General features: G+C 47.7%; 17 protein-coding genes. 14 read left to right on the top strand and 3 right to left on the bottom strand.

Features of this window, described 5'->3' with window-relative positions:
• The first annotated feature begins 63 nt into the window (after positions 1–63).
• The 9 genes from WJM45_RS20190 (at position 64) to WJM45_RS20150 (ending at position 9,547) form a co-directional block, all read left to right on the top strand.
• Positions 64–606, top strand: a complete 543-nt coding sequence (locus WJM45_RS20190; protein ID WP_341326809.1) for a hypothetical protein — start codon at positions 64–66, stop codon at positions 604–606.
• Between the two features lie 9 nt (positions 607–615).
• A complete protein-coding gene (locus WJM45_RS20185) occupies positions 616–1,938 on the top strand; it encodes an NAD(P)/FAD-dependent oxidoreductase (RefSeq protein ID WP_341326808.1) in 1,323 nt (440 codons plus the stop codon).
• Positions 1,939–2,390: 452 nt separating this feature from the next.
• Positions 2,391–2,618, top strand: coding sequence for a hypothetical protein (locus tag WJM45_RS20180; RefSeq protein ID WP_341326807.1), 228 nt, complete (start codon positions 2,391–2,393; stop codon positions 2,616–2,618).
• Positions 2,605–2,994 carry a response regulator gene (locus WJM45_RS20175; RefSeq protein WP_341326806.1) on the top strand — a complete coding sequence of 130 codons (390 nt, stop codon included), beginning with the start codon at positions 2,605–2,607 and terminating at the stop codon, positions 2,992–2,994. The genes WJM45_RS20180 and WJM45_RS20175 overlap by 14 nt, the downstream gene beginning before the upstream one ends.
• Positions 2,981–5,272 (top strand): EAL domain-containing protein, encoded by a 2,292-nt coding sequence (locus tag WJM45_RS20170; RefSeq protein ID WP_341326805.1) that lies wholly within the window; start codon positions 2,981–2,983, stop codon positions 5,270–5,272. Before WJM45_RS20175 ends, WJM45_RS20170 begins: the two co-directional genes overlap by 14 nt.
• A gap of 281 nt (positions 5,273–5,553) precedes the next feature.
• Positions 5,554–5,955, top strand: coding sequence for an exosortase system-associated protein, TIGR04073 family (locus WJM45_RS20165; RefSeq protein ID WP_341326804.1), 402 nt, complete (start codon positions 5,554–5,556; stop codon positions 5,953–5,955).
• 35 nt (positions 5,956–5,990) lie between these two features.
• Positions 5,991–6,899 carry a transglycosylase SLT domain-containing protein gene (locus tag WJM45_RS20160; protein WP_341326803.1) on the top strand — a complete coding sequence of 303 codons (909 nt, stop codon included), beginning with the start codon at positions 5,991–5,993 and terminating at the stop codon, positions 6,897–6,899.
• A 63-nt stretch (positions 6,900–6,962) separates the two neighbouring features.
• Positions 6,963–8,864: a LapD/MoxY N-terminal periplasmic domain-containing protein gene (locus WJM45_RS20155; protein ID WP_341326802.1), complete on the top strand. Its 1,902-nt coding sequence runs from the start codon at positions 6,963–6,965 to the stop codon at positions 8,862–8,864.
• A gap of 5 nt (positions 8,865–8,869) precedes the next feature.
• A complete protein-coding gene (locus WJM45_RS20150) occupies positions 8,870–9,547 on the top strand; it encodes a transglutaminase-like cysteine peptidase (RefSeq protein ID WP_341326801.1) in 678 nt (225 codons plus the stop codon).
• Positions 9,548–9,575: 28 nt separating this feature from the next.
• Here the strand turns inward: WJM45_RS20150 and WJM45_RS20145 are convergent, their stop codons facing one another.
• The 3 genes from WJM45_RS20145 to WJM45_RS20135 all read right to left on the bottom strand — a co-directional run bounded on the left by WJM45_RS20145 (position 9,576) and on the right by WJM45_RS20135 (position 12,380).
• Positions 9,576–10,946, bottom strand: coding sequence for a TolC family outer membrane protein (locus WJM45_RS20145; protein WP_341326800.1), 1,371 nt, complete (start codon positions 10,944–10,946; stop codon positions 9,576–9,578).
• Between the two features lie 248 nt (positions 10,947–11,194).
• A complete protein-coding gene (locus WJM45_RS20140) occupies positions 11,195–11,983 on the bottom strand; it encodes a vWA domain-containing protein (protein WP_341326799.1) in 789 nt (262 codons plus the stop codon).
• Positions 11,984–12,041: 58 nt separating this feature from the next.
• Entirely contained in the window at positions 12,042–12,380 is a 339-nt protein-coding gene (locus tag WJM45_RS20135) for a hypothetical protein (protein ID WP_341326798.1), read from the bottom strand.
• A gap of 87 nt (positions 12,381–12,467) precedes the next feature.
• On the opposite strand from WJM45_RS20135, the gene WJM45_RS20130 reads away from it, so the two are divergent.
• From WJM45_RS20130 to WJM45_RS20110, 5 genes are all read left to right on the top strand, one after another.
• A complete protein-coding gene (locus WJM45_RS20130; RefSeq protein ID WP_341326797.1) occupies positions 12,468–14,648 on the top strand; it encodes a type I secretion system permease/ATPase in 2,181 nt (726 codons plus the stop codon).
• A 17-nt stretch (positions 14,649–14,665) separates the two neighbouring features.
• On the top strand, positions 14,666–16,006 hold the full coding sequence (locus WJM45_RS20125; RefSeq protein WP_341326796.1) for an HlyD family type I secretion periplasmic adaptor subunit: 1,341 nt from the start codon (positions 14,666–14,668) through the stop codon (positions 16,004–16,006).
• 10 nt (positions 16,007–16,016) lie between these two features.
• The gene (locus WJM45_RS20120; RefSeq protein ID WP_341326795.1) at positions 16,017–16,652 is read left to right on the top strand and encodes a response regulator transcription factor; all 636 of its coding nucleotides are present in this window, start codon (positions 16,017–16,019) and stop codon (positions 16,650–16,652) included.
• Between the two features lie 446 nt (positions 16,653–17,098).
• On the top strand, positions 17,099–23,017 hold the full coding sequence (locus WJM45_RS20115) for a hypothetical protein (RefSeq protein ID WP_341326794.1): 5,919 nt from the start codon (positions 17,099–17,101) through the stop codon (positions 23,015–23,017).
• Between the two features lie 192 nt (positions 23,018–23,209).
• Positions 23,210–23,800, top strand: a complete 591-nt coding sequence (locus WJM45_RS20110) for a hypothetical protein (protein WP_341326793.1) — start codon at positions 23,210–23,212, stop codon at positions 23,798–23,800.
• Positions 23,801–23,838 lie beyond the last annotated feature (38 nt).

The raw sequence follows: 23,838 nt of genomic DNA, 5'->3' as shown, positions 1-23,838 counted from the left end.
GCTGTGGGACTGAATACTTACGCTATGCTTATACGCTTGTTTATTAATACTAAGAGGAGGTAAATGATGAAATTAACTTATGTGATGTTACCGGTTTTTCTGTTGAGCTTAAGCGGTTGTGCTTCGCAAGGCTCGAAATCCGCCAGTCAGCCGATACAAACCAGCGGCACAGGTACTTTAATTATTAAACCGATCGCCTTTAAAGACGAATCTTATATTCGAGGCGCAGTCAAAGAAGAATGCAATCTAGACGGCAAGCTATCTCAGTTCATCAAAGAAAATGCCGCGCGGAACTATGCAACCATCTTGACCGATACCGAAGCAGGACCGGCGGACGCGAAAGTTCTGACAGTCACCATCGATGAAGTGCAAGGCGCCGCAGGCGGAGCATGGTCGGGGCCTAAAACCGTCACGATTACCGGTTCGCTCAGCGAAAACGGTAAAGAGTTAGGTGATTTCAAGGCCCGCCGTTATTCCACCGGCGGCATGTTCGGCACCTATAAAGGCACCTGCGCCATTTTAGGACGCTGTGTTAAAACCCTAGGCCGCGATGTCGCCGAATGGATGACGCATCCGACCGCAAAAGCCGTTTTGGGCGATTTGTAAGGTCGCTTTATGACTGCTATCCCCAGCTCATGCGATGTTCTGGTGATCGGCGGCGGCCCGGCCGGAAGCAGCGCGGCTACGCATCTCGCGCAAGCCGGAATCGATGTCGTGTTGCTCGACCGGGCGACGTTCCCTCGCAATCAAGTCGGTGAAAGCCTGATTCCGCATATTTGGAAATTCACCGATATGACCGGCGTATCGGAAAAAATCGAACACGAAGGCTTTCTCGCTAAAGCCGGCAGCATCACGGTCTGGAACGACAAGATCAAACAAATCCGCTTTTCGGACTTCGGTTATACCCGCCCCGGCCTGCATGTCGAGCGCGATATTTTCGACGACATCCTGCTAAAGCATGCCCAAAGCTGCGGTGCCCGGGTGTTTCACGAAGTCGCGGTCAAAAAAATCGACCTTTCCGACAGCCGTTGGCCGAAAGTACACTATACCGACAAGCGCGGTAGCAGTAACGATGACGGTAGCATTCGTTGCCGTTTCGTCGTCGACGCGAGCGGCCCGAGCTCCTTGTTGGCCAACCAGTTTAAAACCCGCCGGACTATCAGTACCCAGACTAATTTTTTATCGTTGTGGGGTTATTTTACAAACTCGCGATTTGTCGGCGTCGATCGTCAAAGTCATAATGAAGAAGAGCTGAGCCGAGTCAAACCGGTTACCTTTGTCATGTCCTTTGAAGACGGCTGGATATGGCATATCGTATTGCGCGGCAAAACCAGCGTCGGCCTTATCGCGCCGACCGAGCGCACCAAAGGCATGGATCGGCAGCAACGGGAAGCTTTTTTTCTGAACGTCTGCACGAAATTGCCGCACTTGAGCCGTCTGTTGGAAACCGCGCAATTCATTGAAGGCTCCCTGCAATTCAGGCCGAATTATTCTTATTATTCCGACAATATCTGCGGCGAAAACTATTACTGCATCGGCGATGCCGCGGCCTTTGTCGACCCGGTATTTTCCCACGGCGTGCAAAACGCCTTATACAATGCGGCGGCGGCGACGCTCGCGATCAAAGAATCGCTAAAACACGAAAGGCATCGCTTGCGCTACAGTCAATTATGCGAAAGCCGTATGCAGCAGTTTTACGGCTTCTCGAGAGCCTTATCGCTCGGCGACTTCGGTGGTAACGGCGTCAATCCGCAGCTTGTTAAGAATTTGATGAAGGCGATGCCGCCGCTGGAATTGGAACTCATCCTGTTCGCCTCGGAAACCACCAATCGTTCCGAAAACTTCCGCCGCCTAGCCCGAGAAGCCGGCGTGTTAGGACGCTTTGAGGAAAGTTTTTCCGGCAAAGCCGATGAGCGCATCGAAGCTTTGGATTTTTAAAAGCCAATGGATCCTTTTGGTAACTACCTGCTACCTGCAGCGGAATCCGGTAATTTCGAAACGCAAGACCTCCCGTATTCCGCCCTGTCCGGGTTAAGCAATGTAAATAGAAATAAAATGTGATAGCGGTCTCATTTTTCAAGAACAAAAGATGCATTATCCTCCTATTAGCAAGAGAATCGGCGTTAGAAATTGTTATCGCCGGAGCATTGTTTTGTCTATTTTTTGGTAAGGCCGCTTGTTCTAAATTACAAACCCCAACTTTTTTCTGTTTCCCACGGTCCTGCGCTGACTGTTATACATAAGTCCAAAAATTACCCTTTTCAATCTTAACCAATGAGGCCTCGATACCATTTATTGGCTCTACGTATGTAGAGCATGAACTGGCCAACCATTAATTTGCCGTCCAGGGTTAGAAACATACTTCGCTGGCGCAAAGACAATTGCCCGACATGGACGGGCTTGAAGCGACTCGTCTTTTGAAAAAAGCGGACGCTACAAGGCATATTAAAGTCGTCGCACTTACCGCTTTCGCAATGAAGGGTGATGAGGAAAAGATGAGCGAGGTCGGTTGCGTCAGCTATTACGCGAAACCGATTCAATACAAACATTTTCTTGATGAAGTTGAAAAAACGCTTTCGATGAATTTCCCAAAGGAAGAGCGCCATGACCATACCTAAAAAAATCTTAATTACCGACGACGATCCGATTAACCGTAAACTGGTGGAAAACCTATTAAAACCGAATGGTTACGATGTTCGTTGCGCGGATTCCGGACAAGCCGCACTGGATGCGGTCGACTTCGACCCGCCGGACTTGATTCTGCTCGATCTGATGATGCCGGGCATGGACGGCTTCGAAGTGGTCAGGCGGCTCAAGACCGATGCCGCTACCGGTCGAATCCCTATCGTCATGCTGACGGCGCTTGATGACGACGGTTCGCGCGCCCGCCTGACTTCGGCCGGGATCTCAGTAATCCTGAACAAACCCTTGGACCGCTGGGCCTTACAAGGTTGTATCAATCAATTGCTGGGAGGCTGTCATGGAATCGAGTGATACGCCTATCGGAGAAACCCATACGGAAGGGGAACTGGAGAGGAGGAACCGGCTCTATACTATGTTGAGCCATATCAACCGGTGTATTATCCGCACCAAAGACCCTCAGGAGCTTTACTTTGCAGCTTGCCGCATCGCCATCGAAAGCGGCGGTTTCGCGATTGCCTGGATAGGCTTGATCGACTGGGAAACTGGAAACCTGATACCGGTCGCCTCTGCCGGTAATGTCACGGTAACTCAGCTCAAGAATTTAAATGAAGGCAAATTCGAGGTTTTATCGAACGATAAGGAAACCACCGGCGGATCGCGCTTGGCATCCTGGACCGAAATGTCCGAGCAATTAGGTTTGCTTGAAGGCGCATCCTTTCCGATACGGCTCGAAGGCAAGACCGTCGGCTCCTTCAATATCGCGGCGAAAGAGCCGGGCTTTTTCCGCGACGCCGAAATCAACCTATTGCTCGAAGTGGTGGATGATATTTCGTTCGCGCTCGACATTATCCGCCGCGAGGAAAAGCGGATTGCCGCCGAGAGTAAGATACGCTATTTCGTTTATTACGACTCCCAAACCGGCCTGCCCAGCCGAGCGCTATTCGAAGAACGCTTGAACGAATCTTGTTATAACGGAATCGCGCATCAAGTCGTCGTGATGGTCGTCAATCTTCGCAGGCTACAAATCGTCTTGCATTTACTGGATCCTGATGCCGGCCTGGCAATTATCCGGACTCTGGTCGACAGACTCGAATCGGTATTGCCGGCCGTCCCTCGCGCGCGTATCGACGAGGCGAAATTCGCCCTGATATTGCAAGACCCGGATGGCTTGCATGTCGCGGAAGAATTGGCCTGGCAGATTCATAAGGTCTTGGCCGAGGCCGTTGAGGTCGACGGGCAAGAGTACTATGTCGACCCGTTTATCGGACTCGCAAGATTTCCATTGGACGGCGAACCGGTGGAGGTTCTCAAGCACGCCATGCTGGCCGCCTCTTCCCCCGACACCGATACTATTTGCCGTTTTTTCTTCGCCGATATGGATGAAGGATCGCGGCGACAACTGAATCTCGACACCGCTTTGCGCCGTGCTCTGGAGCGCAATGAATTCATGTTGCACTATCAGCCGCAATTGGATTTATCAACAGGCAGAATCGTCGGGGCCGAAGCTTTACTGCGTTGGCAAAGCCGCGATTACGGCTTGGTTTCGCCGCTGAATTTCATCCCACTACTCGAAGAAAACGGCATGATAAACACGATCGGCGAATGGGTGCTGCAAGAGGCTTGCCGGCTCAATCGAGAGTGGCAAGACGAAGGGCTACCGCCATTGCGCATGGCAGTCAATCTTTCGGCTAGACAATTTCATGGTGGCGATATTCCGAACATAGTCAAGCAAACTCTCGAAAAAACCGGTCTTGAACCTCAATGGCTGGAATTGGAACTGACCGAGAGCATCGTACTGATGGATGCCGATAAAGTCATCCGTACGATGCACGAGATATCGGCGGAAAACATCGGTTTCGCATTGGACGATTTCGGTACCGGCTATTCATCGCTCAGTTATTTGCAGCGGCTTCCGGTTGCCCGGATCAAAATAGACAAATCCTTCGTAGCCAATCTCACTTCTAATCCGAGCGATGCGGCGATCGTTCGCGCGGTCGTCGGAATGGCGCACAGCTTAGGCTTGAAAGTCATCGCCGAAGGCGTCGAAACCGAAGGACAACTGGGTTTTTTACGCGGCATCAACTGCGAAGAAATCCAGGGTTATCTGTTTAGTCGACCATTGCCGGCCGATGATTTTGCCATGTTATTACGAGAGGGCCGAAGTATCCCACCCACGCAAATCGAGAAGCCGGAACGGGTCTTATTATTGATCGATGACGAGTCGAATATCATTTCGGCATTGAGGCGCGTGTTACGCCGCAAGGGATTTCGCATCGTCGGCACTACGAGTATCAAGGAGGGATTCGAATTGATGGCGATTCATCAGCCGGGCGTCGTGATTTGCGACCAGCGCATGCCGGAAATGACCGGAACCGAATTTCTAAGGCGGATCAAGGACATTTACCCCGACACGATACGCATCGTACTGTCGGGCTATACCGAATTAAACTCCGTGATCGATGCGGTAAACCACGGCGAAGTCTATAAGTTTCTGACCAAGCCGTGGGAAGACGAAGCGCTTTGCCAAGTAATCGGCGATGCGTTTAATATTTACGAATTGCGCCAGGAAAATCGCTATCTTTCTCGAAAGCTAAGCACAAAACGGACTATCTCAGGCAATGTTTCTTAATTAAAGCATGGGTCGATGTCTCTGGTATATTGACACAGAGGGCATATAAGAATTACTTATTTCTATGACGGCTTGACTTAATTTGGAGTGGAGGAAACGCGAAAGGGAAGAGCTGAATATTTACATTTTTAGGATAACTAAAGTCTGACGTGGATCTTGGGCGATTTTAATACTGCTAGGTTTCCACGCTTTGTGTCGTAATCACCGGGATCTAAATAAAAAGACGGTTATAATTGCTTAAATTAATCGTCGTTTAATAATAATTTTGGAGCGTTTATATCATGATCGATAAAGCTATTAAGTTGCCGGTTTTTGTCATTTTGCTTTGTGTGTCGACGTTTTCTCATGCCGAGCCTGAACAAGACAGTTATGCCGAACAGTTTATTTCCAAATCAGGTAATGCGTTAGCTAATATCACTACCGGTTGGCTAGAAGTCCCTAAAAATATTTATATTACCACCAGAGAAACTAATATTATTTACGGTTTCATTGGCGGCACCGGCATGGGGATTTTTCATTTGGCTGGCCGCATAGCCACAGGCGTGTTTAACCTTATCACCGCGCCGATCCCTTCCGACCCGATCGTCAATCCTCACTACATCTGGAACGATTTCGGTACGAAAACCACATACGCCGTTCAGTTTTACCTAGAAGAACCTAGTACCGAAACAGCTCCTCAATAACCTTAGTCGTCTGCTGAAGGAGCAATTCTATCAAAATGACTTTCATCCCCCGATTATTGTCGTCATTGTTGGCGTTGCTTGTGTTATTGTTTTACGGCGCGTTTAGCTTCGCTCAACAAGATGAAGAACTCGAGACGATACTCGAACTAGAGATGCCCGCAACACGTCAATTGATGGAGAGCGCTTTTAGATTGACCCGTCATGGGCGTAATCGTAACGACTATTGGCAAGCGGCAGTCAATTTTTGCAAAGCGGCGCGCTTAGGCAGCATCGAGGCCCAATATCAATTAGGCATGTTGTACGCATCGGGAACCGGCGTTCGCTCCCATCGTGATTATGCCGCCGCTTTATTTGCAACGGCTGGACAACAAGGTCATCAGTTAGCTCAAGCCATGCTCGATTCTATGCCGTTGAAAAAACTACAATTACCCGGCTGCATGCTTTCCGACAAGCAATTGCCTGCCAAATCGGGCTATCGATCGCAGTCGATTTATTTTGCCAAAGATATCGACATAGACAAGTTAATCAAAAGGCTACCGTCTCATAAAACCTGGATTATCGATTTGGTCAACACGATGGCGCCTTGGTATCAAATCGATTCACGCTTGGCACTATCGATTATCAGTATAGAATCAAACTTCAATCCCAATGCTGTTTCTCCCAAAAACGCGATGGGTTTGATGCAATTGATTCCTGCCACGGCCGAGCGATTCAATGTTAAGGATGCGTTCGATGCCGCGCAAAACATCAAAGCAGGCTTGCGCTATTTACGCTGGCTACTCAAGCGTTATGACGGTGATGTGGCGCTTGCCGCAGCCGGCTATAATGCGGGCGAAGGTGCTGTCGACCGTTACAACGGCATTCCCCCCTATCCTGAAACGCAAGCTTATGTAGCGCGCGTGCTCAATTTATATAAAAAGAAACGATGCTGCGATGAATTTTGAGTTTTGTTTCGTTGCATCATGATCAGGCAACTTGCCTCATCATCAATCAATTAAGGCGCTAATATGTCATTGTCCAAACAATTGCTCTTGCTGGTTTCGTTGATTTTTCTTGTTGTTTTCAGCATCAATTTTGTGTTGAGTTTGAACAAGATTAAAAGTTATCTGGAAATCGAAGCCCAGGTTCATGCTCAAGATACCGCAACCTCATTAGGCTTGTCCCTGAGTCCTTATATGACCAATGAAAGCGATCCCATTTTAGAAACGATGATCAACGCGATTTTCGATATGGGTTATTATCGTGAGATAAAGTTGGTCAACGTCGACAATAAAACCTTAATCAAAGTCACTAACGATAAAGTATTTTCCGAGGTTCCTCAATGGTTAGTTGATTGGCTGCCGATGCAAACTGCAACCGCATCGAGCGAAATCAGTTCCGGGTGGATGTTGAGCGGGACGGTTTTTGTTTCGACTAACCCGGGATTCGGCTATCTGAAACTCTATCAATTGGCCCAAAGCGCCATGACGTTTACGTTGATTACTTTCGTCGGCGCGGTTTTATTGCTGTTTTTGATATTACGTTTCGTTTTATCGCCGCTGAAAAATATTAATGCATTGGCCTTATCGATTGCGGAAGGACAGTTTAAAACCATCGAAAAAATTCCGTGGACAACCGAGGTTAAAAATGTCGCCTTATCGATGAACTTAATGTCGAAAAAAATCGAAGGTGTCATTGACAATCTGAATAATAAACTAGACAGTTTAGGGAAAAAATTACACAACGACGATTTGACCGGCTTGCTCAAAAAAAAATGTTTCGAGTCGGACATGAAACAGTTGTTTCTAAGCAATACAGAAGCCTATGTCTTCATTATTAAGATAGACAGCCTAACCAAGCTGACGAAAGAATACAATGACGAGCAAATCGACACGTTTTTGAAAGCGTTCGCTCAGGCTCTACGAGATATTAGCGCTTGTTATCAAAAACATCAGGTTACGCCCTATAGGCTATTGGGATCGGAGTTCGCTTTGCTGGGGCGTACTTTAGATCGAAATCAAGCCGAGCATTTAGCTCAGTCGTTGATCGGTTCGCTTACCGAAATCGCTGAGCAATACGGACACACCGATATTGCTCATATCGGCATTTCTTCGATAAACCCGCTTGGAACACCGGCGATTAGCTTGGCTTCGGCAAACGAAGCTTTCGAGCAAGCACAACTGATTGGCGCAAATAGCTATTTTATCAAAGAGGATAGCAGCCATGCGAAAGATGTCGGAGAATGGAAAAATTTGGTTCTCGACGTAATCGATAATCGTGACTATGAAATTGCTTACCTCGATCCAATCCAAGACCTGACGAGCGAACGAGTCCTGATCGAAGAAGCTTCATTTCATGTGCTCGATTCCGAAGGCAATCCGGTACCGATAGGCCCCTTTGTCGCGATAGCTGAAAAATTCACAAAAATCATTGAGTTGGATCGCGATGTTATTCAGCATGCGATTGAGTGTATTGATACGCAACATCTTCAGCATGCGATTGCCGTCAATGTTTCGACCCGAACGATCAAGAATGCCGAATTCAGAACCTGGTTGGCTGAACAACTCAAATCTCGTCCCGTCGGCAAGCAATTGATTTTCAATATTGCGGCTTATGCCGTCACAAAAGACTTCGACGTTTATTGTGAGTTTTTCCGGTTTGTTCGAGCACTCGGCGCAGGAGTCATGATTAAGCGATTCGAGCCTCAATCGATGCCGTTGGAATATATCAAAGCATTACGCCCCGATTTTATCCGTTTGACACGCGAATTAAGCAATGATTTAACAGATCATGAGGCAAAAACAGCTTTTATCGAAACCATCGTGCAGGCTGCAAAATTACTGGATATTAGGGTCATTGCCGAAAATGTCCAGTCCGATGAAGACCGCGCAACGCTTCGTGCTCTCGGTGTCGATGGCGCCAGTCGATAATTCTCATGACGATAAAAGTTTTACGACAATGTCGCCTAGTCAGGTCGATCTGTTTATTATTGGGTCTATGTTTGAGCTTGTTCTCGGCGGCTCAAATCGACATCAGTACCGAGCTATTGTCGCGAGTCGAAAACAAATATGGCGTGGACGGGCGTCTGCGCGTCGAAGCCTGGAAACAATTGTTGGAAGACCCTGACATTAAAATTTTATCGGTGCGAGAAAAACTCGAAAAGGTCAATGATTTTTTCAATCAAAACATTGATTTCGTCGATGATATTTTTTTGTGGGGCGTGGAAGACTATTGGGCGACACCGGTCGAATTTTTGGCTCAAGGCGCGGGAGACTGTGAAGACTACTCCATCGCCAAATACTTTACATTAAAAATACTGGGAGTCCCCGATGACAAATTACGCATCACCTATGTCAAAGCCGTTGAGTTAGGCCAAGCGCATATGGTTTTGACTTATTTCGAAACGCCGCGCTCTGTGCCGTTGGTTTTGGACAATATCATCTCCCAAATCAAGCTGGCAACCGAACGTAAAGATCTGATACCGGTTTATAGCTTCAACGGTTCTGGTTTGTGGCTGGCCAAAGCACGAGGCAGCGGCCAACGCGTCGGCGGCTCCCAACGATTGAGCCTTTGGACCGATCTCACGAACAGAATGCTACAGGGCAGCCTATAAGGCGCGTGCATTTTCAATTGCGTTCCGATCAATTGAAGTAACGGGCATCCGCCTGTTGTTTTTTGGTAATCGGCTTCGTTTCTTCCGGCAAAGTTGTCCCCAAATACTGATTCAATTTCCCCATGCCGGCTAAGATGCGATAGCGCGCAGTAAGTTCGCTATATTTTGCATCGGCATAAGCGATACTGGCTAAATAGACTTCGTTTGTTGTATCCAATAAGTCCATGAGCGTTCGCTGACCGATATTGAATTGACGCTTATAAGCCTCCAACGTCTTGATACTGGAGTCTCGATGCGATTCAAAAAAAGCCATTTGGTTGTTGAGTGTTTGATAGGCGACCCATGACAATCTAACGCTTTCCATTACCTGTCTGTAAGTGTTGTCCCGAATGTTTTTGGCTTGAGCGATTTCGTGAGCGGTTTGCCGACGCCTCGCGAGGTCGCGTCCGCCATTGAATAAGTTGTAACGAACACGAACCATGGCCGTTAAGTCTTCGTTTACGCCGCGGATACCTCCTGTGTCATCGTTGTTATCATAACTGACTTCAAAATCGACCCGAGGATAAAACGGCGCCGACGCAGTCTCATGTTGCGCTTTCGACTCTTTGATATCTGACTCCGCTTCTTTTAGTGTGGGGTGATTCGCCAACGCCAATTCGATCGCATCGTCGAGACTCGGCGGGATATCGCCATTTTTTTTCGATGGACTAGGCGCCTCTTCTAACATTTTAGGCAATACGCCTATGACACGATAATAGCTGGTTTCTGCATCCTGCAGATTACCTTGTTGAGCGAAAAAATTAGATTCTGCATTGGCAAGACGACCGGTTGCTTGATCCAAATCCGATCTTCGTCCGACGCCTCGCTCGGTTCGTAGCCTGATTTGCTTGTAGATACTGCGGTGTGTTTCGAGGTTTTTCTGTGCCAAATCCAACAGAGTTTGGTTTCGAAGCATTTCGATATAGGCTTGAGAGGCTTGAAGACCAATGATTTCCGACCGTCCAAAGACTCTATACGCTTGCGCATCGGTTTTGAACGTAAATCGGTCAACTTCATGCGGCGTTTCAAACCCATCGAAGATCATTTGTCGAAATTGTACCGATGATTCGGTTCTGCCAAATTGATTGACGCCCCCCCTTTGATTAGCACCGCCAAACCCTCGCGTGAACGGCGTATTCGCTCTTTCCAAACCGTAACCGGCGGACACATCGATCTTGGGCAAATAATTCGCCTTGGCTTGATCGATTTCTTGTTCATAAGCCAAACGTACCGATCTGGCTTCCTGAATCTCGGGATTCTCGTCGAGTGTACGTTGTACAGCCTGACGCATCGATTCGGCATAACTTGGCAAAACAGTCAAACTCAATGCCAAACAAAAACCTAACAATGACTTCTTCATATTTATTTTTTTCCGTTAATGTTGTTCCCTGCGCACATTACGTTTATATCTATGCAAATTAAACAAATCCGCATAGCTTCGATAGCACGGGAGGCAATTTAATATCAGCGGTCAATCACAACCTTACATGATCGAAAGCCGCGATAGATTTCGGTTACCGAATAAGTACACCTTTCGTGCTTAAAATTTCGGCGCCTGCTTAAGGAGGCGCAGGGAGGCTAGGTCGATTTTGCTCTAGGGTGGGTATATTATTCGGTCTCATGCCGGTCTTCATGCAAAACGACCGAAGCAATAAAAGCATCGAAACCGGTTGCCGGGTAAATGGTCCTCGATGTAGTATAAAAACCGCAACCACCTACATCAGCAAGTTTATTTAGCATCGATTGTCCCGGTATATCACTCGAATTTCCTGTCCATACCGTGTAAATGCAAATCGAATCGCCGTAACGGGCTTTCAAAACTTTGGCGAGCGTCACCGGAGAAGTGATATAACCGTTGCCATCGCTAATGATCAATAACGCCGTTTGCCCTGAAATCGAAGACAAATCCGCCACGACTTCTTCAAGCGCATTAGTCAGCGTCGCGCCACCGCTTGCGCACTCTTGTTGGCCTAGGCTGGACAGCCATCGATCATGATCATGGGGCTCGAGCGGGTAATCCAAAAGGCTAAGACGCCAGTCCAAACAAGGCCCAAAACCAAATCGTCGAAGCGCGGCATTAATGTCGAGCCCTTCGATACTGTTGTTTATCCGAAACAATAGCTCTCTAGCTACCGAAAATTTTGTTGGCTTGGCTTCGCCGGGAAAATCGTTATCTTGATTGGTATTGCCATGATAGGCTTCTTTCATCGAAGATGAGCTATCCAAGAGCACATAAACGTGATCGGCTTTTTGTCGATAGCCGTGGTTTTGAATCAAATAATCGAGCTCGATCGTTTTTATCGGGCGGAAAGTTTTGATTGGCTGTTCTGCACAAGCACTTAACGCAATCGCTATCGGAAAAATTGTCGCCAGTAAGATTTTTTTTATTTTTATCATGGAGAAATTATGGATGTTACGAGATCGATGATCTCTTAACGTTCAAACGAGAGTATCGCTAAAATATACCTTCGTCCGTATCGATCAATGGTGAAAGAGAAATCATATCCGAACGCAGCCGCTGACGTTTGGAGAGTTTTTCCTGAGCAAACGGCGGTAATTCGGTAATAGCAAACACCTGTTTTTTTATTAATAGATCCACCACGTCTTCCAAAACCCGAATAAGCTCTAAGTCGGACTCTTCAAGTTCCTGCAAGACTTTGTTCGACAAGGACTGAGAGTGTCGATACGCCAAAACCTCGGGTTCGTCATCGGTCAACCATTGTGCATCAATGGCCGTTTCGGTGTCATATAACGCTATAATCTTTCCCGCGCTATCGCGTATTGCATAGGGCATAAGTTATCGTAAAAGTAACCAAAAGCGTTTTCATTCTAGTACAATCAAACGCTTTGTAAATAATTATTGGCAGCGACAATAACAACAATGAGCCTATCGAATTCGGAACAAGCGGGGAATATAGAAATAGCCGGCGGCAACGACAACGACAGTTCGTCGGTTAACGATCCTTTACTGAATGCATTGTTGGTCTTATGTAAATTGTTGCAAAACCCGCACTCCGCCGATGCGTTGACGGCCGGCTTGCCCTTGGAAAGCAATCGCCTGACTCCGGATTTATTTCCGAGAGCCGCCAAAAGAGCGGGCCTGGCGGCAGGTCTTGTCGTCAGACCGCTCGATCGAATTTCCAATTTGGTCTTGCCCGCCATTTTGCTGTTAAAGCAAGGTCAAGCCATAATCCTGCTGTCGAGAGATGGCAACCAATGTAAAGTTCTGTTTCCCGAAACGGAAGACGGAATAAAAACTGTCGCGCTGAACGAACTTAACCAAGATTACACCGGAGCCGCCTTTTTCGTTCAACAAGAGCATTCTTTCGACAGCCGCATCGACCAAACGCAAGCGCCCAAGTCAGTACACTGGTTCTGGGATGTCATTTTCAAGTCCTGGCCGATTTACAGCGAAGTCTTGATGGCTTCGTTTCTGATCAACCTCTTCGCGATATCCACGCCGTTTTACGTCATGAACGTGTATGACCGAGTGGTGCCTAATCATGCGCTGGAAACCTTATGGGTCTTATCCACCGGCATGCTGATTATCTATACTTTTGAATTCGTCATGAAGAGCTTACGCAGTTACTTCATCGACACCGCCAGCAAACGTGCCGAAATCATCTTGTCAGCTACTTTATTCGAGCGCATCATGGGCATCAAAATGGAATCCAGGCCAACGTCACTAGGCGTGTTTGCCAATAATTTCAATGAGTTCGAGTCATTTAGAGACTTTTTGACCTCGGCAACACTAACCGCATTGATCGATTTGCCTTTCACGATTCTTTTTTTGATCGTCATTTGGTATCTTGCGGGAGACATGGTAATCATTCCGTTGACCGTCATTCCGGTCGCATTAGTCAGCGGGTATTTCATTCAAAAGCCGTTGAGAAAATTGTCTCAACAATTATCCCAATTTTCGTCGCAAAAAGGAGCAACGCTCTACGAATCGTTATCGAATTTGGAAACCATCAAAGGCGCCAGCGCCGAAGGACAATCGCAAAAAAAATGGGAAGAAACCGTCGCTTATATGAGTAAGCTGAGCGTGAAATCCCGTTTTTACTCGTCTTTTGCGACTAATCTCATCACTTTTTTACAGCGCATGACCTATCTGATGGTCGTTATTTATGCAGTCTATTTAATCATCGAGGGTGAATTGACGGTAGGCGGGCTCATTGCCTGTACGATTTTGACACGCCATGCCTTGAATCCAATAGGAAAATTCGCCGCGTTGTTGACGCGTTACGATGCCGCCCGAACTGCGTTAGAGTCATTGAAACAATTGATGAATCAACCCGTTGAGCGCGACGAATACAAAAAATATTTACATCGCCCCAAATTCAAAGGCTCCATAGAATTTAAAGATGTGACTTTCAGCTATCCAAATCAACCGATCAAGGCACTTGAAAATGTCTCATTCAAGATCGATGCCGGCGAACATGTCGCGATACTCGGACGAATCGGGTCCGGCAAATCGACGGTCGAAAAATTGTTACTAGGTTTTTACGAGGTTCAATCCGGCGCAATTCTGATAGACGGCACCGATATTCGTCAAATCGATCCATCCGACTTACGCCGTCAAATCGGTTACGTGTCTCAAGACATTTCGTTGATGCACGGCAGCGTCAAAGACAACATTACGCTCGGCGCCCGATACGCAGACGACACGATGATTTTACAAGCCGCACAATTAGCCGGAGTGACTCATTTTGTTGACAAACACCCGCAAGGCTTCGAAATGCCGGTCGGCGAACGAGGGCGCTCGTTGTCTGGGGGGCAACGGCAAAGTATTGCCGTAGCTCGCGCACTGCTGTTGTCCCCACCCATTTACGTGATGGACGAGCCGACCAATGCAATGGACAACAGTACCGGAGATGGTTTCAAAAAACGCTTGGCCCCTCATATCAGGGATAAGACACTATTATTGGTGACGCATAAAACGTCTTTGTTAAGTTTGGTGGATCGTTTGATCATTATGGATAACGGACGAATCATAGCGGACGGCCCGAAAGACCAGGTTCTCAACGCTTTAAAACAAGGCCAGATCAAAGTTTCCAGTTAATCGGAGAGGATTCAACAGTGTTTTTAAATTCAAGCGCGCGCGAAAAAGACGAAGACGCTCGATACATAAGCGACATCTATGCCGGTGTGCTGTATCGCTCCTCGTTTCACAGCCATCTCATTTTGTGGCTAACCGCTTTGTTTACCTTAGTCGCATTGGCTTGGGCAAACTTCGCGATGCTTGACGAAATCACGCGCGGTTCCGGAAAAATAATTCCTTCCACCAGACTGCAAGTCATTCAAAATCTCGAAGGTGGAATTCTGGCTGAAATTCTTATCCGCGAGGGCGATATCGTCGAAAAAGGCCAACCGTTAATGCGCCTCGATGATGTTCGCTTTGCCGCAACCTTCGGCGAGGAACGCATCAAACAATTCGAGTTACAAGCACAAATCGCAAGGCTGAATGCATTGGTCAATAAAACGCCACTGCTAATCCCCGAAACCATCGAAACCAACTACCCCGAATTAGCGCGGCAAGCTCAACGCTTGTATGAATCCAAAAAAGAAGAATATCAATCGACCTTGGAAACCATTCAACAACAAGTTTCTCAACGCGAACAAGAACTCGTTGAGGCGGAATCGAAAATATCACGTTTGACGGATAGCTATGCGATGCTGGCCAAGGAACTGGAATTATCGGAGCCGCTGGTCGACTTTGGCGCGTTGTCCGAAGTGGAATTATTGCGCTTGAAAAGAACGGCCAACGACTTACAAGGAGAACTAAGAGCCACGCAACTGTCGGTACCGCGTTTACGCGCTGCGCTGAAAGAAGCCAAAAGCCGTATCAATGAACATCAAACACAATTTCGCACGGCTCTTATCCAGGAGCTTAATGACGCTAAAGTTGGATTCGATCGCATTGCCGAATCGATGCGCGCTACCGAAGACAAAGTCAGCCGCACGTTGATCAGAGCCCCCGTTAAGGGCACAGTCAAGCAAATCAAAATCAACACGATCGGAGGCGTTGTTCAGCCCGGCATGGATTTGATCGAAATCGTACCGTTTGAAGATCAACTGCTCATACAAGCCGAGATCAGGCCGTCCGACATTGCCTTCTTGCATCCGGGTCAAAAAGCCATTATCAAATTGACCGCCTACGATTTTGCGATTTACGGCGGCTTGGAAGCAACCTTGGATCATATCAGCGCCGATACGATTACCAACCCGGAAGACGGTAAAAATTATTATCTTATTCGTTTGACCGCCAAACAAACTTATTTCGAAAGACATGGGGAGGTGTTGGACATCATTCCGGGCATGACCGCCGATGTCGAAATTTTAACCGGCAAAAAAAGTGTTTTGGACTACTTACTGAAACCTATTTTACGTGCCAAAGCAACCGCGATGCGAGAACGATAAGAACGTAACGATGACAGCTTCGATTCTAATCATATCCAGCTCGAATACTACGTTGAATAAATGGCGCTCGGCGCTATCCAACAATTATGTCGTCGAGTTCGCCGATCGAATGGAATCTATAGATAATCGCTATCAACTGGTCATCATAGAAACAAGTTTTATAGATCGAGAACGCCCCCCTTATCAATTCATAAAAAATTATTCGGGCCGGGTTTTGTTGATCGGACATAATTGGCCCGATAGTCGGCAAATAGAGCTCATGACAGCCGGTGCAGCCGGGTATTGCGAAGAAGACGTCGGCACAAAAATTATAGGAATAGCCGTATCGAGAATTTTAAAAGGCGATCTCTGGATGAAACGTCACCTGGTTTCGAAAGTAGTCGCCGAACTGGTCAACATTGCCCATTCAAGCACACCACCCCCACCCCATTCCACATCGGTCGATCTCGACTGCCTGACGCCGCGCGAACATGAAGTGATCGAACGGGTTCAAAAAGGTCTGAGCAACAAATTGATCGCGTCCGAGCTCGATATTTCGGAAAGAACTGTCAAAGCTCACATGACATCTATTTTCCATAAATTAAATATCCCCGATCGATTTCATTTAGCCGTTTTGCTTAACGATAGAAAACAAGAATCGAATTAGAACTTTTTAAAACGGTAATTATACTCATCGCAGATCAAAATTCGGCACAGGGGTCCGTCAAAGGACAACCAGGCGCCGAATTTTGATCTACGACGGGTATATTAAATAACCTCCCTAAACCCTCACTGCCATTAAGTTAAGGGAAGCCCGTCATTCCGCCATGGACTGGCGGAATCCAGTGCCATGGATGGCAAGCTTTTGAGGCAAAGTGGATCCTGGATACAAGCATTACTTAATTCTGTGATGGCTTAACTTAATGGCAGTGCCCTAAACCCTCGGCAACTACTCCTGCGTTTTCGCTCTGTTTATTATGTCACAGTGCCACACTGTACTTTTCGTACAATAGTCAAAAAACTAAAACCGTGGAACAATGAAAGCGTTAGTAAATTAATCAATAGCCTTTGACCGCAAGGTTACTATAATTATCAGAAGCTTGGAGAGCAATAATGGCCGCTCAAGGTGTCGTGTCAGTCATAGAAGGAACCGTTAAAGCCATCAGTGCCGATGGAACGGAACGCATTTTGAAAAGCGGCGATCTCGTATTGCCGGAAGAAAGGATACAAACCGACGCGAATAGTTCTATCGGCATTTCTTTTGATGACGGATCTTTCATTACGCTAGGCCATAACGCAAATGAACTGATCAGCGAATTATTAGAATCCGGCAATGACTTACTCGAAACCTCCCAAGCTTTAGCAGACTCGGAAGAAGATCTTCTAAGCGAACTTGAAGATAGAAGAGACGCTATCCAACAAGAAGTTGACGAAATCCAACAAGCATTATTGGAAGGCGCAGATCCAAGCGTTGACTTAGAAGCTCCTGCAGCTGGCGCGCCTGGCACCGGAGACGGTACAGTATCGGAAGGAAGCAACGAAGGCAGTAGCACCGTCATCATAGAATACGAAGGCGATCAAGTCGACCCTGATGCTGGATACAGCACTATTGGCCCAAGTCAAGAATTTACCGAAGATAATGAAAGCTTCGATCCTCTTTTAGCGGAAGAAGGTGATACGGATACCGATACAGACACAGACACGGATACAGACACCGATACGGATACTGACACAGATACGGATACTGACACTGATACGGACACTGATACGGATACCGACACGGATACGGATACGGATACCGATACCGATACCGATACCGATACGGATACCGACACAGATACGGATACAGATACCGACACGGACACCGATACCGATACCGATACGGATACGGATACGGATACCGACCTGGATACCGACTCAGATACCGATACGGATACGGATACCGACTTGGATACCGATACAGATACGGACACGGACACCGATACCGATACGGACACGGATACGGACACCGACACCGATACGGATACCGATACGGACACGGATACCGATACCGATACCGATACCGATACGGATACCGATACCGACTCAGATACCGACACCGATACCGATACCGATACCGATACCGACACGGACACGGACACGGATACGGACACGGATACCGATACCGATACGGACACGGATACGGACACCGACACCGATACGGATACCGATACGGACACGGATACCGATACCGATACCGATACCGATACCGATACGGATACCGATACCGACTCAGATACCGACACCGATACCGATACCGATACCGATACCGACACGGACACGGACACGGACACGGATACGGACACGGACACCGATACCGATACGGATACGGACACCGATACCGATACGGACACGGACACCGATACCGATACGGACACGGATACGGACACCGACACCGATACCGATACGGATACCGATACGGACACGGATACCGATACTGATACCGACACGGATACAGATACGGATACCGACACGGACACGGATAGCGATACGGACACGGATACCGATACGGATACGGATACCGATACGGATACCGATACCGATACGGATACCGATACCGATACCGATACCGATACCGATACCGATACCGATACGGATACGGATACGGATACGGATACGGATACCGATACCGATACCGACTCAGATACCGATACGGATACGGATACCGACACGGACACGGATACCGATACAGACACTGATACGGATACTGATTCCGATACAGACACGGACACGGATACGGATACGGATACGGATTCCGATATAGACACGGACACCGACACCGATACTGATACAGATACCGACTCAGATACTGATACCGACACGGATACGGATACGGACACCGATACCGATTCGGATACCGATACCGACACAGATACAGATACAGATACAGATACAGATACAGATACAGATACAGATACAGATACAGATACTGATACTGATACTGATACTGATACTGATACTGATACCGACACGGATACCGACTTGGATACCGATACAGATACGGATACGGACACCGATACCGATACGGACACGGATACGGACACCGATACCGATACGGATACCGATACGGACACGGACACGGACACGGATACCGATACCGATACTGATACCGACACGGATACCGATACGGATACGGATACGGATACGGATACGGATACCGATACGGATACCGATACCGACTCAGATACCGACACGGATACAGATACGGACACAGATACCGATACGGACACCGATTCCGATACCGACACTGACACGGACACCGATACCGATACGGATACCGACACCGACACTGATACGGACACCGACACGGACACGGATACGGATACCGATACCGATACCGACACGGACACGGATACCGATACCGATACGGATACGGATACGGATACCGACACGGACACCGATACCGATACCGATACGGATACAGATTCCGATACCGACTCAGATACCGATACCGATACTGATACTGATACCGATACAGATACAGATACTGATACTGATACTGATACTGATACTGATACTGATACTGATACTGATACTGATACCGACACGGATACAGATACGGATACCGATACGGATACGGATACAGATACGGATACCGACACGGACACCGACACCGATACCGACACCGATACCGATACGGATACCGACTTGGATACCGATACAGATACGGATACAGATACAGATACAGATACAGATACAGATACAGATACAGATACAGATACGGATACGGATACGGATACGGATACGGATACGGATACGGATACCGATACCGATTCGGATACCGACACAGACACGGATACGGATACGGATACGGACACCGATACCGACACGGATACCGATACCGATACCGATACCGACTCAGATACCGATACCGATACTGATACCGACACAGATACTGATACGGATACTGATACCGACACGGATACAGATACAGATACGGATACAGATACGGATACAGATACGGACACGGATACCGACACCGATACGGATACAGATTCCGACACGGATACCGATACCGATACCGATACGGACACGGACACCGACACCGATACCGACTCAGATACTGATACTGATACCGACACCGACACCGACACCGACACGGATACGGATACGGATACCGATACCGATTCGGATACCGACACAGACACGGATACGGATACGGATACGGACACCGATACCGACACGGATACCGATACCGATACCGATACCGACTCAGATACCGATACCGATACTGATACCGACACAGATACTGATACGGATACTGATACCGACACCGACACGGATACAGATACAGATACGGATACAGATACGGATACAGATTCCGACACGGATACCGATACCGATACCGATACGGACACGGACACCGATACCGATACGGACACCGACACCGATACCGACTCAGATACTGATACTGATACCGACACCGACACCGACACCGACACGGATACAGACACGGATACAGACACGGACACCGATACGGATACGGATACCGACTTGGATACCGATACAGATACGGATACAGATACGGATACCGACACGGATACAGATACGGATACCGACACGGACACGGACACCGATACCGATACCGATACGGACACCGATACAGATACGGACACCGATACCGATACCGATACCGATACGGACACCGATACAGATACGGACACAGATACCGATACGGACACCGATTCCGATTCCGATACCGACACTGACACGGACACCGATACGGATACCGACACTGATACGGACACCGATTCCGATACGGACACGGATACCGATACCGATACCGATACGGACATGGATACGGACACCGACACCGACACGGACACGGACACGGATACCGATACCGATACGGATACCGATACCGATACCGATACCGATACGGATACGGATACGGATACGGATACGGATACGGATACCGATACCGACTCAGATACCGATACGGATACGGATACCGACACGGACACCGATACGGATACGGATACAGACACGGACACGGATACCGATACAGACACTGATACGGATACTGATTCCGATACAGACACGGACACGGATACGGATACGGATACGGATTCCGATATAGACACGGACACCGATACTGATACAGATACCGACTCAGATACTGATACCGACACGGATACGGATACGGACACCGATACCGATTCGGATACCGATACCGACACAGATACAGATACAGATACAGATACGGATACAGATACTGATACTGATACCGACACGGATACAGATACGGATACCGACTTGGATACCGATACAGATACAGATACGGATACGGACACCGATACGGATACGGATACGGATACGGACACGGACACCGATACCGATACGGATACCGACACGGATACGGATACGGACACAGATACCGACACCGACACGGATACCGATACGGATACCGACACTGACACGGATACGGACACCGATACAGATACAGACACGGATACCGATACGGACACGGATTCCGACACCGATACGGACTCAGATACGGACACCGATACGGATACCGACACGGATACGGATACGGATACGGACACAGATACCGACACCGACACGGATACCGATACGGATACCGACACTGACACGGATACGGACACCGATACAGATACAGACACGGATACCGATACGGACACGGATTCCGACACCGATACAGACACGGACACCGATACGGACACGGATTCCGATACGGATACGGATACGGACACCGATACAGACACGGATACCGACACGGATACCGACACGGATACCGACACGGATACCGACACGGACTTGGATACCGATACCGATACGGATTCTGATACAGACACGGACGATGACTGCGAATTGCCTCACGCAATTTCGTATATTGCCTACAATCTAGATACTGGAAATACTAGTGGGATAAGAAAAGTCGAGTTTCCAAGTAGCCCTGAATTTAGCAATGTTGCTATCGCCGTATCATTGGCCGAATTTATTGAAAATAATACGGAATGGGGCGAAGTAACTGATATCATCATCAAAGCCGGACCGGGGCATTACGACCAAACAGGACAATCGACTACTACCGATGGTTGGACGACTAATCCTGGAGGCCAAGTTATTGGGCGTACTTTCTCGCTTCAACACTTTATCGATCTAGGTTTCGATGCCGATCCGGATAACAGTTGCATTACAGATGGAGAGACTCAAGAGTATGCGGCTGTAAGTATGATGAATGAAACGATTACTACTTATGAAGTTAGCGATAACGAAGTAATACAGGTTGAGGAAACCACTTTTGATGAAGAGTTTTCGGGCGAAGAAATTGATCCCACTGCAGAAGACGAAGATTCGACCGAAGAAAAAGAGGAGTCCACCGATGATGAAGATGTGACTGAGGATGAGCAATCTGATGAGGTCGATCAAGATTTGTCTGACGGTGAAGACACCACTGACAATGAAGAACCGGATAATTCCGATCATACCCCGGATGACCACGAGCCAGATCAGGATGAAGAAAGCAAAATGCCTGAAGAAGGCTCTACTGCTGATGAAACCGACGAGTCCGCCAAAACTCAAAATGTCATTAACAACGAAGAACCTGATAATGGTGATGAAGAGGATTCCGATCAGGATAACAATGGCAACAGGCAAGGCAACAATGGTCACGGCAACGGCGATCAAGATGCTCCTGGCAATTCCGGAGACAACAATAATGCTGAAAACAGCGACAACTCCGGCCAAGGCAACAGCGGCGGCAATAGGCAAGGCAACAACGGTCATGGTAACGGCGACCAAGATGCTCCGGGCAATTCCGAAGACAACAATAATGCAGAAAACAGCGATAACTTCGATCAAGGCAACAGCGGCAAGACTTTAAGTCTCGAAGACCTGTTGGATGATGGAGACGATTTGTTCATGAGCGATAACGACCCTAGAACTTCTAACGCCGATATGGACGACCCGCTTAATCCTTTTGAAAACGGCTTCGATTTACCCGATAGCCTAGAACCGGATCCGGAATAATTAATGACCTTGTAAGCTCATATTCCGTAGTCGATCATTCTGAAAAGTTAATGGTCGCCTGCGGAGTCCATGCGATTATTGACTAGCACCATTCAATTGGAATATTGCGAATTATCTCGCAGATAATCCGGCTACGCCTTGATAGGTTCTCTAGTTGTAAACCAATTTGTTACTTCATAAATGGGAGATTAAATGATAATCCAGCATCGGTTCTACAAATGTACGGCATTGATCACGTTGTTAATCTTCATGGCATTCATTCCTGCTGAAGCCGCGTTGATTTCCGATTTTACCGGTCCGTATAGCCCGGCTAATTGGACGGCAACCACTACCGCCGGTAATGGTTCCATTGATTTCAACGGCTTTAGTTCTGTGACTTTAACATCATCCGATCAAAGAGATTTAGGTACACAAGATCAGATTGATGTCGACCTCACTATCATGGCGGCCGCTTCCGGTTTTGTCTCATTCTATTGGTCCTATGAAACATTCGATATCGATGGCCCTCAATGGGATCCATTCGGCTATTTGCACAACGATGTCTTTTTCCTGCTCACTAACGACCAAGGCGATTTTATACAAACCGGCCAAACCCACTTCTTCGTCAATGCAGGCGATATTTTCGGATTTCGACAAAAAACCATAGACGATCAATTCGGAGCCGGAATTACAACAATCAGTCAATTCAGCGTGCAGGTGCCTGAACCTCATATTTCGGTTCTATTGAGCCTGGGGTTAGCCTGCTTTCTTTTAACTTATTCGCGTCGGCTAAAAAGAAGTTGACAGGCTACATCATCGACTTTCATCGCTTCGATAAACTC

Origin of the sequence: Methylotuvimicrobium sp. KM2 (genome assembly GCF_038051925.1) — a bacterium.
In the GTDB taxonomy this organism is placed as follows: domain Bacteria; phylum Pseudomonadota; class Gammaproteobacteria; order Methylococcales; family Methylomonadaceae; genus Methylotuvimicrobium.
The sequence above is the reverse complement of the archived record's forward strand: the minus strand, read 5'-3'. Positions and strand labels throughout refer to the sequence as shown.

What these genes read in the sequence shown, in the direction of transcription:
- WJM45_RS20190 (WP_341326809.1), top strand. Translation starts at nt 64, where the DNA reads ATGATGAAATTAACTTATGTGATGTTACCGGTTTTTCTGTTGAGCTTA.
- WJM45_RS20135 (WP_341326798.1), bottom strand. Translation starts at nt 12,380, where the DNA reads ATGCCCTATGCAATACGCGATAGCGCGGGAAAGATTATAGCGTTATAT.
- WJM45_RS20165 (WP_341326804.1), top strand. Translation starts at nt 5,554, where the DNA reads ATGATCGATAAAGCTATTAAGTTGCCGGTTTTTGTCATTTTGCTTTGT.
- WJM45_RS20155 (WP_341326802.1), top strand. Translation starts at nt 6,963, where the DNA reads ATGTCATTGTCCAAACAATTGCTCTTGCTGGTTTCGTTGATTTTTCTT.
- WJM45_RS20180 (WP_341326807.1), top strand. Translation starts at nt 2,391, where the DNA reads ATGGACGGGCTTGAAGCGACTCGTCTTTTGAAAAAAGCGGACGCTACA.
- WJM45_RS20110 (WP_341326793.1), top strand. Translation starts at nt 23,210, where the DNA reads ATGATAATCCAGCATCGGTTCTACAAATGTACGGCATTGATCACGTTG.
- WJM45_RS20115 (WP_341326794.1), top strand. Translation starts at nt 17,099, where the DNA reads ATGGCCGCTCAAGGTGTCGTGTCAGTCATAGAAGGAACCGTTAAAGCC.
- WJM45_RS20150 (WP_341326801.1), top strand. Translation starts at nt 8,870, where the DNA reads ATGACGATAAAAGTTTTACGACAATGTCGCCTAGTCAGGTCGATCTGT.
- WJM45_RS20120 (WP_341326795.1), top strand. Translation starts at nt 16,017, where the DNA reads ATGACAGCTTCGATTCTAATCATATCCAGCTCGAATACTACGTTGAAT.
- WJM45_RS20145 (WP_341326800.1), bottom strand. Translation starts at nt 10,946, where the DNA reads ATGAAGAAGTCATTGTTAGGTTTTTGTTTGGCATTGAGTTTGACTGTT.
- WJM45_RS20130 (WP_341326797.1), top strand. Translation starts at nt 12,468, where the DNA reads ATGAGCCTATCGAATTCGGAACAAGCGGGGAATATAGAAATAGCCGGC.
- WJM45_RS20175 (WP_341326806.1), top strand. Translation starts at nt 2,605, where the DNA reads ATGACCATACCTAAAAAAATCTTAATTACCGACGACGATCCGATTAAC.
- WJM45_RS20140 (WP_341326799.1), bottom strand. Translation starts at nt 11,983, where the DNA reads ATGATAAAAATAAAAAAAATCTTACTGGCGACAATTTTTCCGATAGCG.
- WJM45_RS20160 (WP_341326803.1), top strand. Translation starts at nt 5,991, where the DNA reads ATGACTTTCATCCCCCGATTATTGTCGTCATTGTTGGCGTTGCTTGTG.
- WJM45_RS20185 (WP_341326808.1), top strand. Translation starts at nt 616, where the DNA reads ATGACTGCTATCCCCAGCTCATGCGATGTTCTGGTGATCGGCGGCGGC.
- WJM45_RS20170 (WP_341326805.1), top strand. Translation starts at nt 2,981, where the DNA reads ATGGAATCGAGTGATACGCCTATCGGAGAAACCCATACGGAAGGGGAA.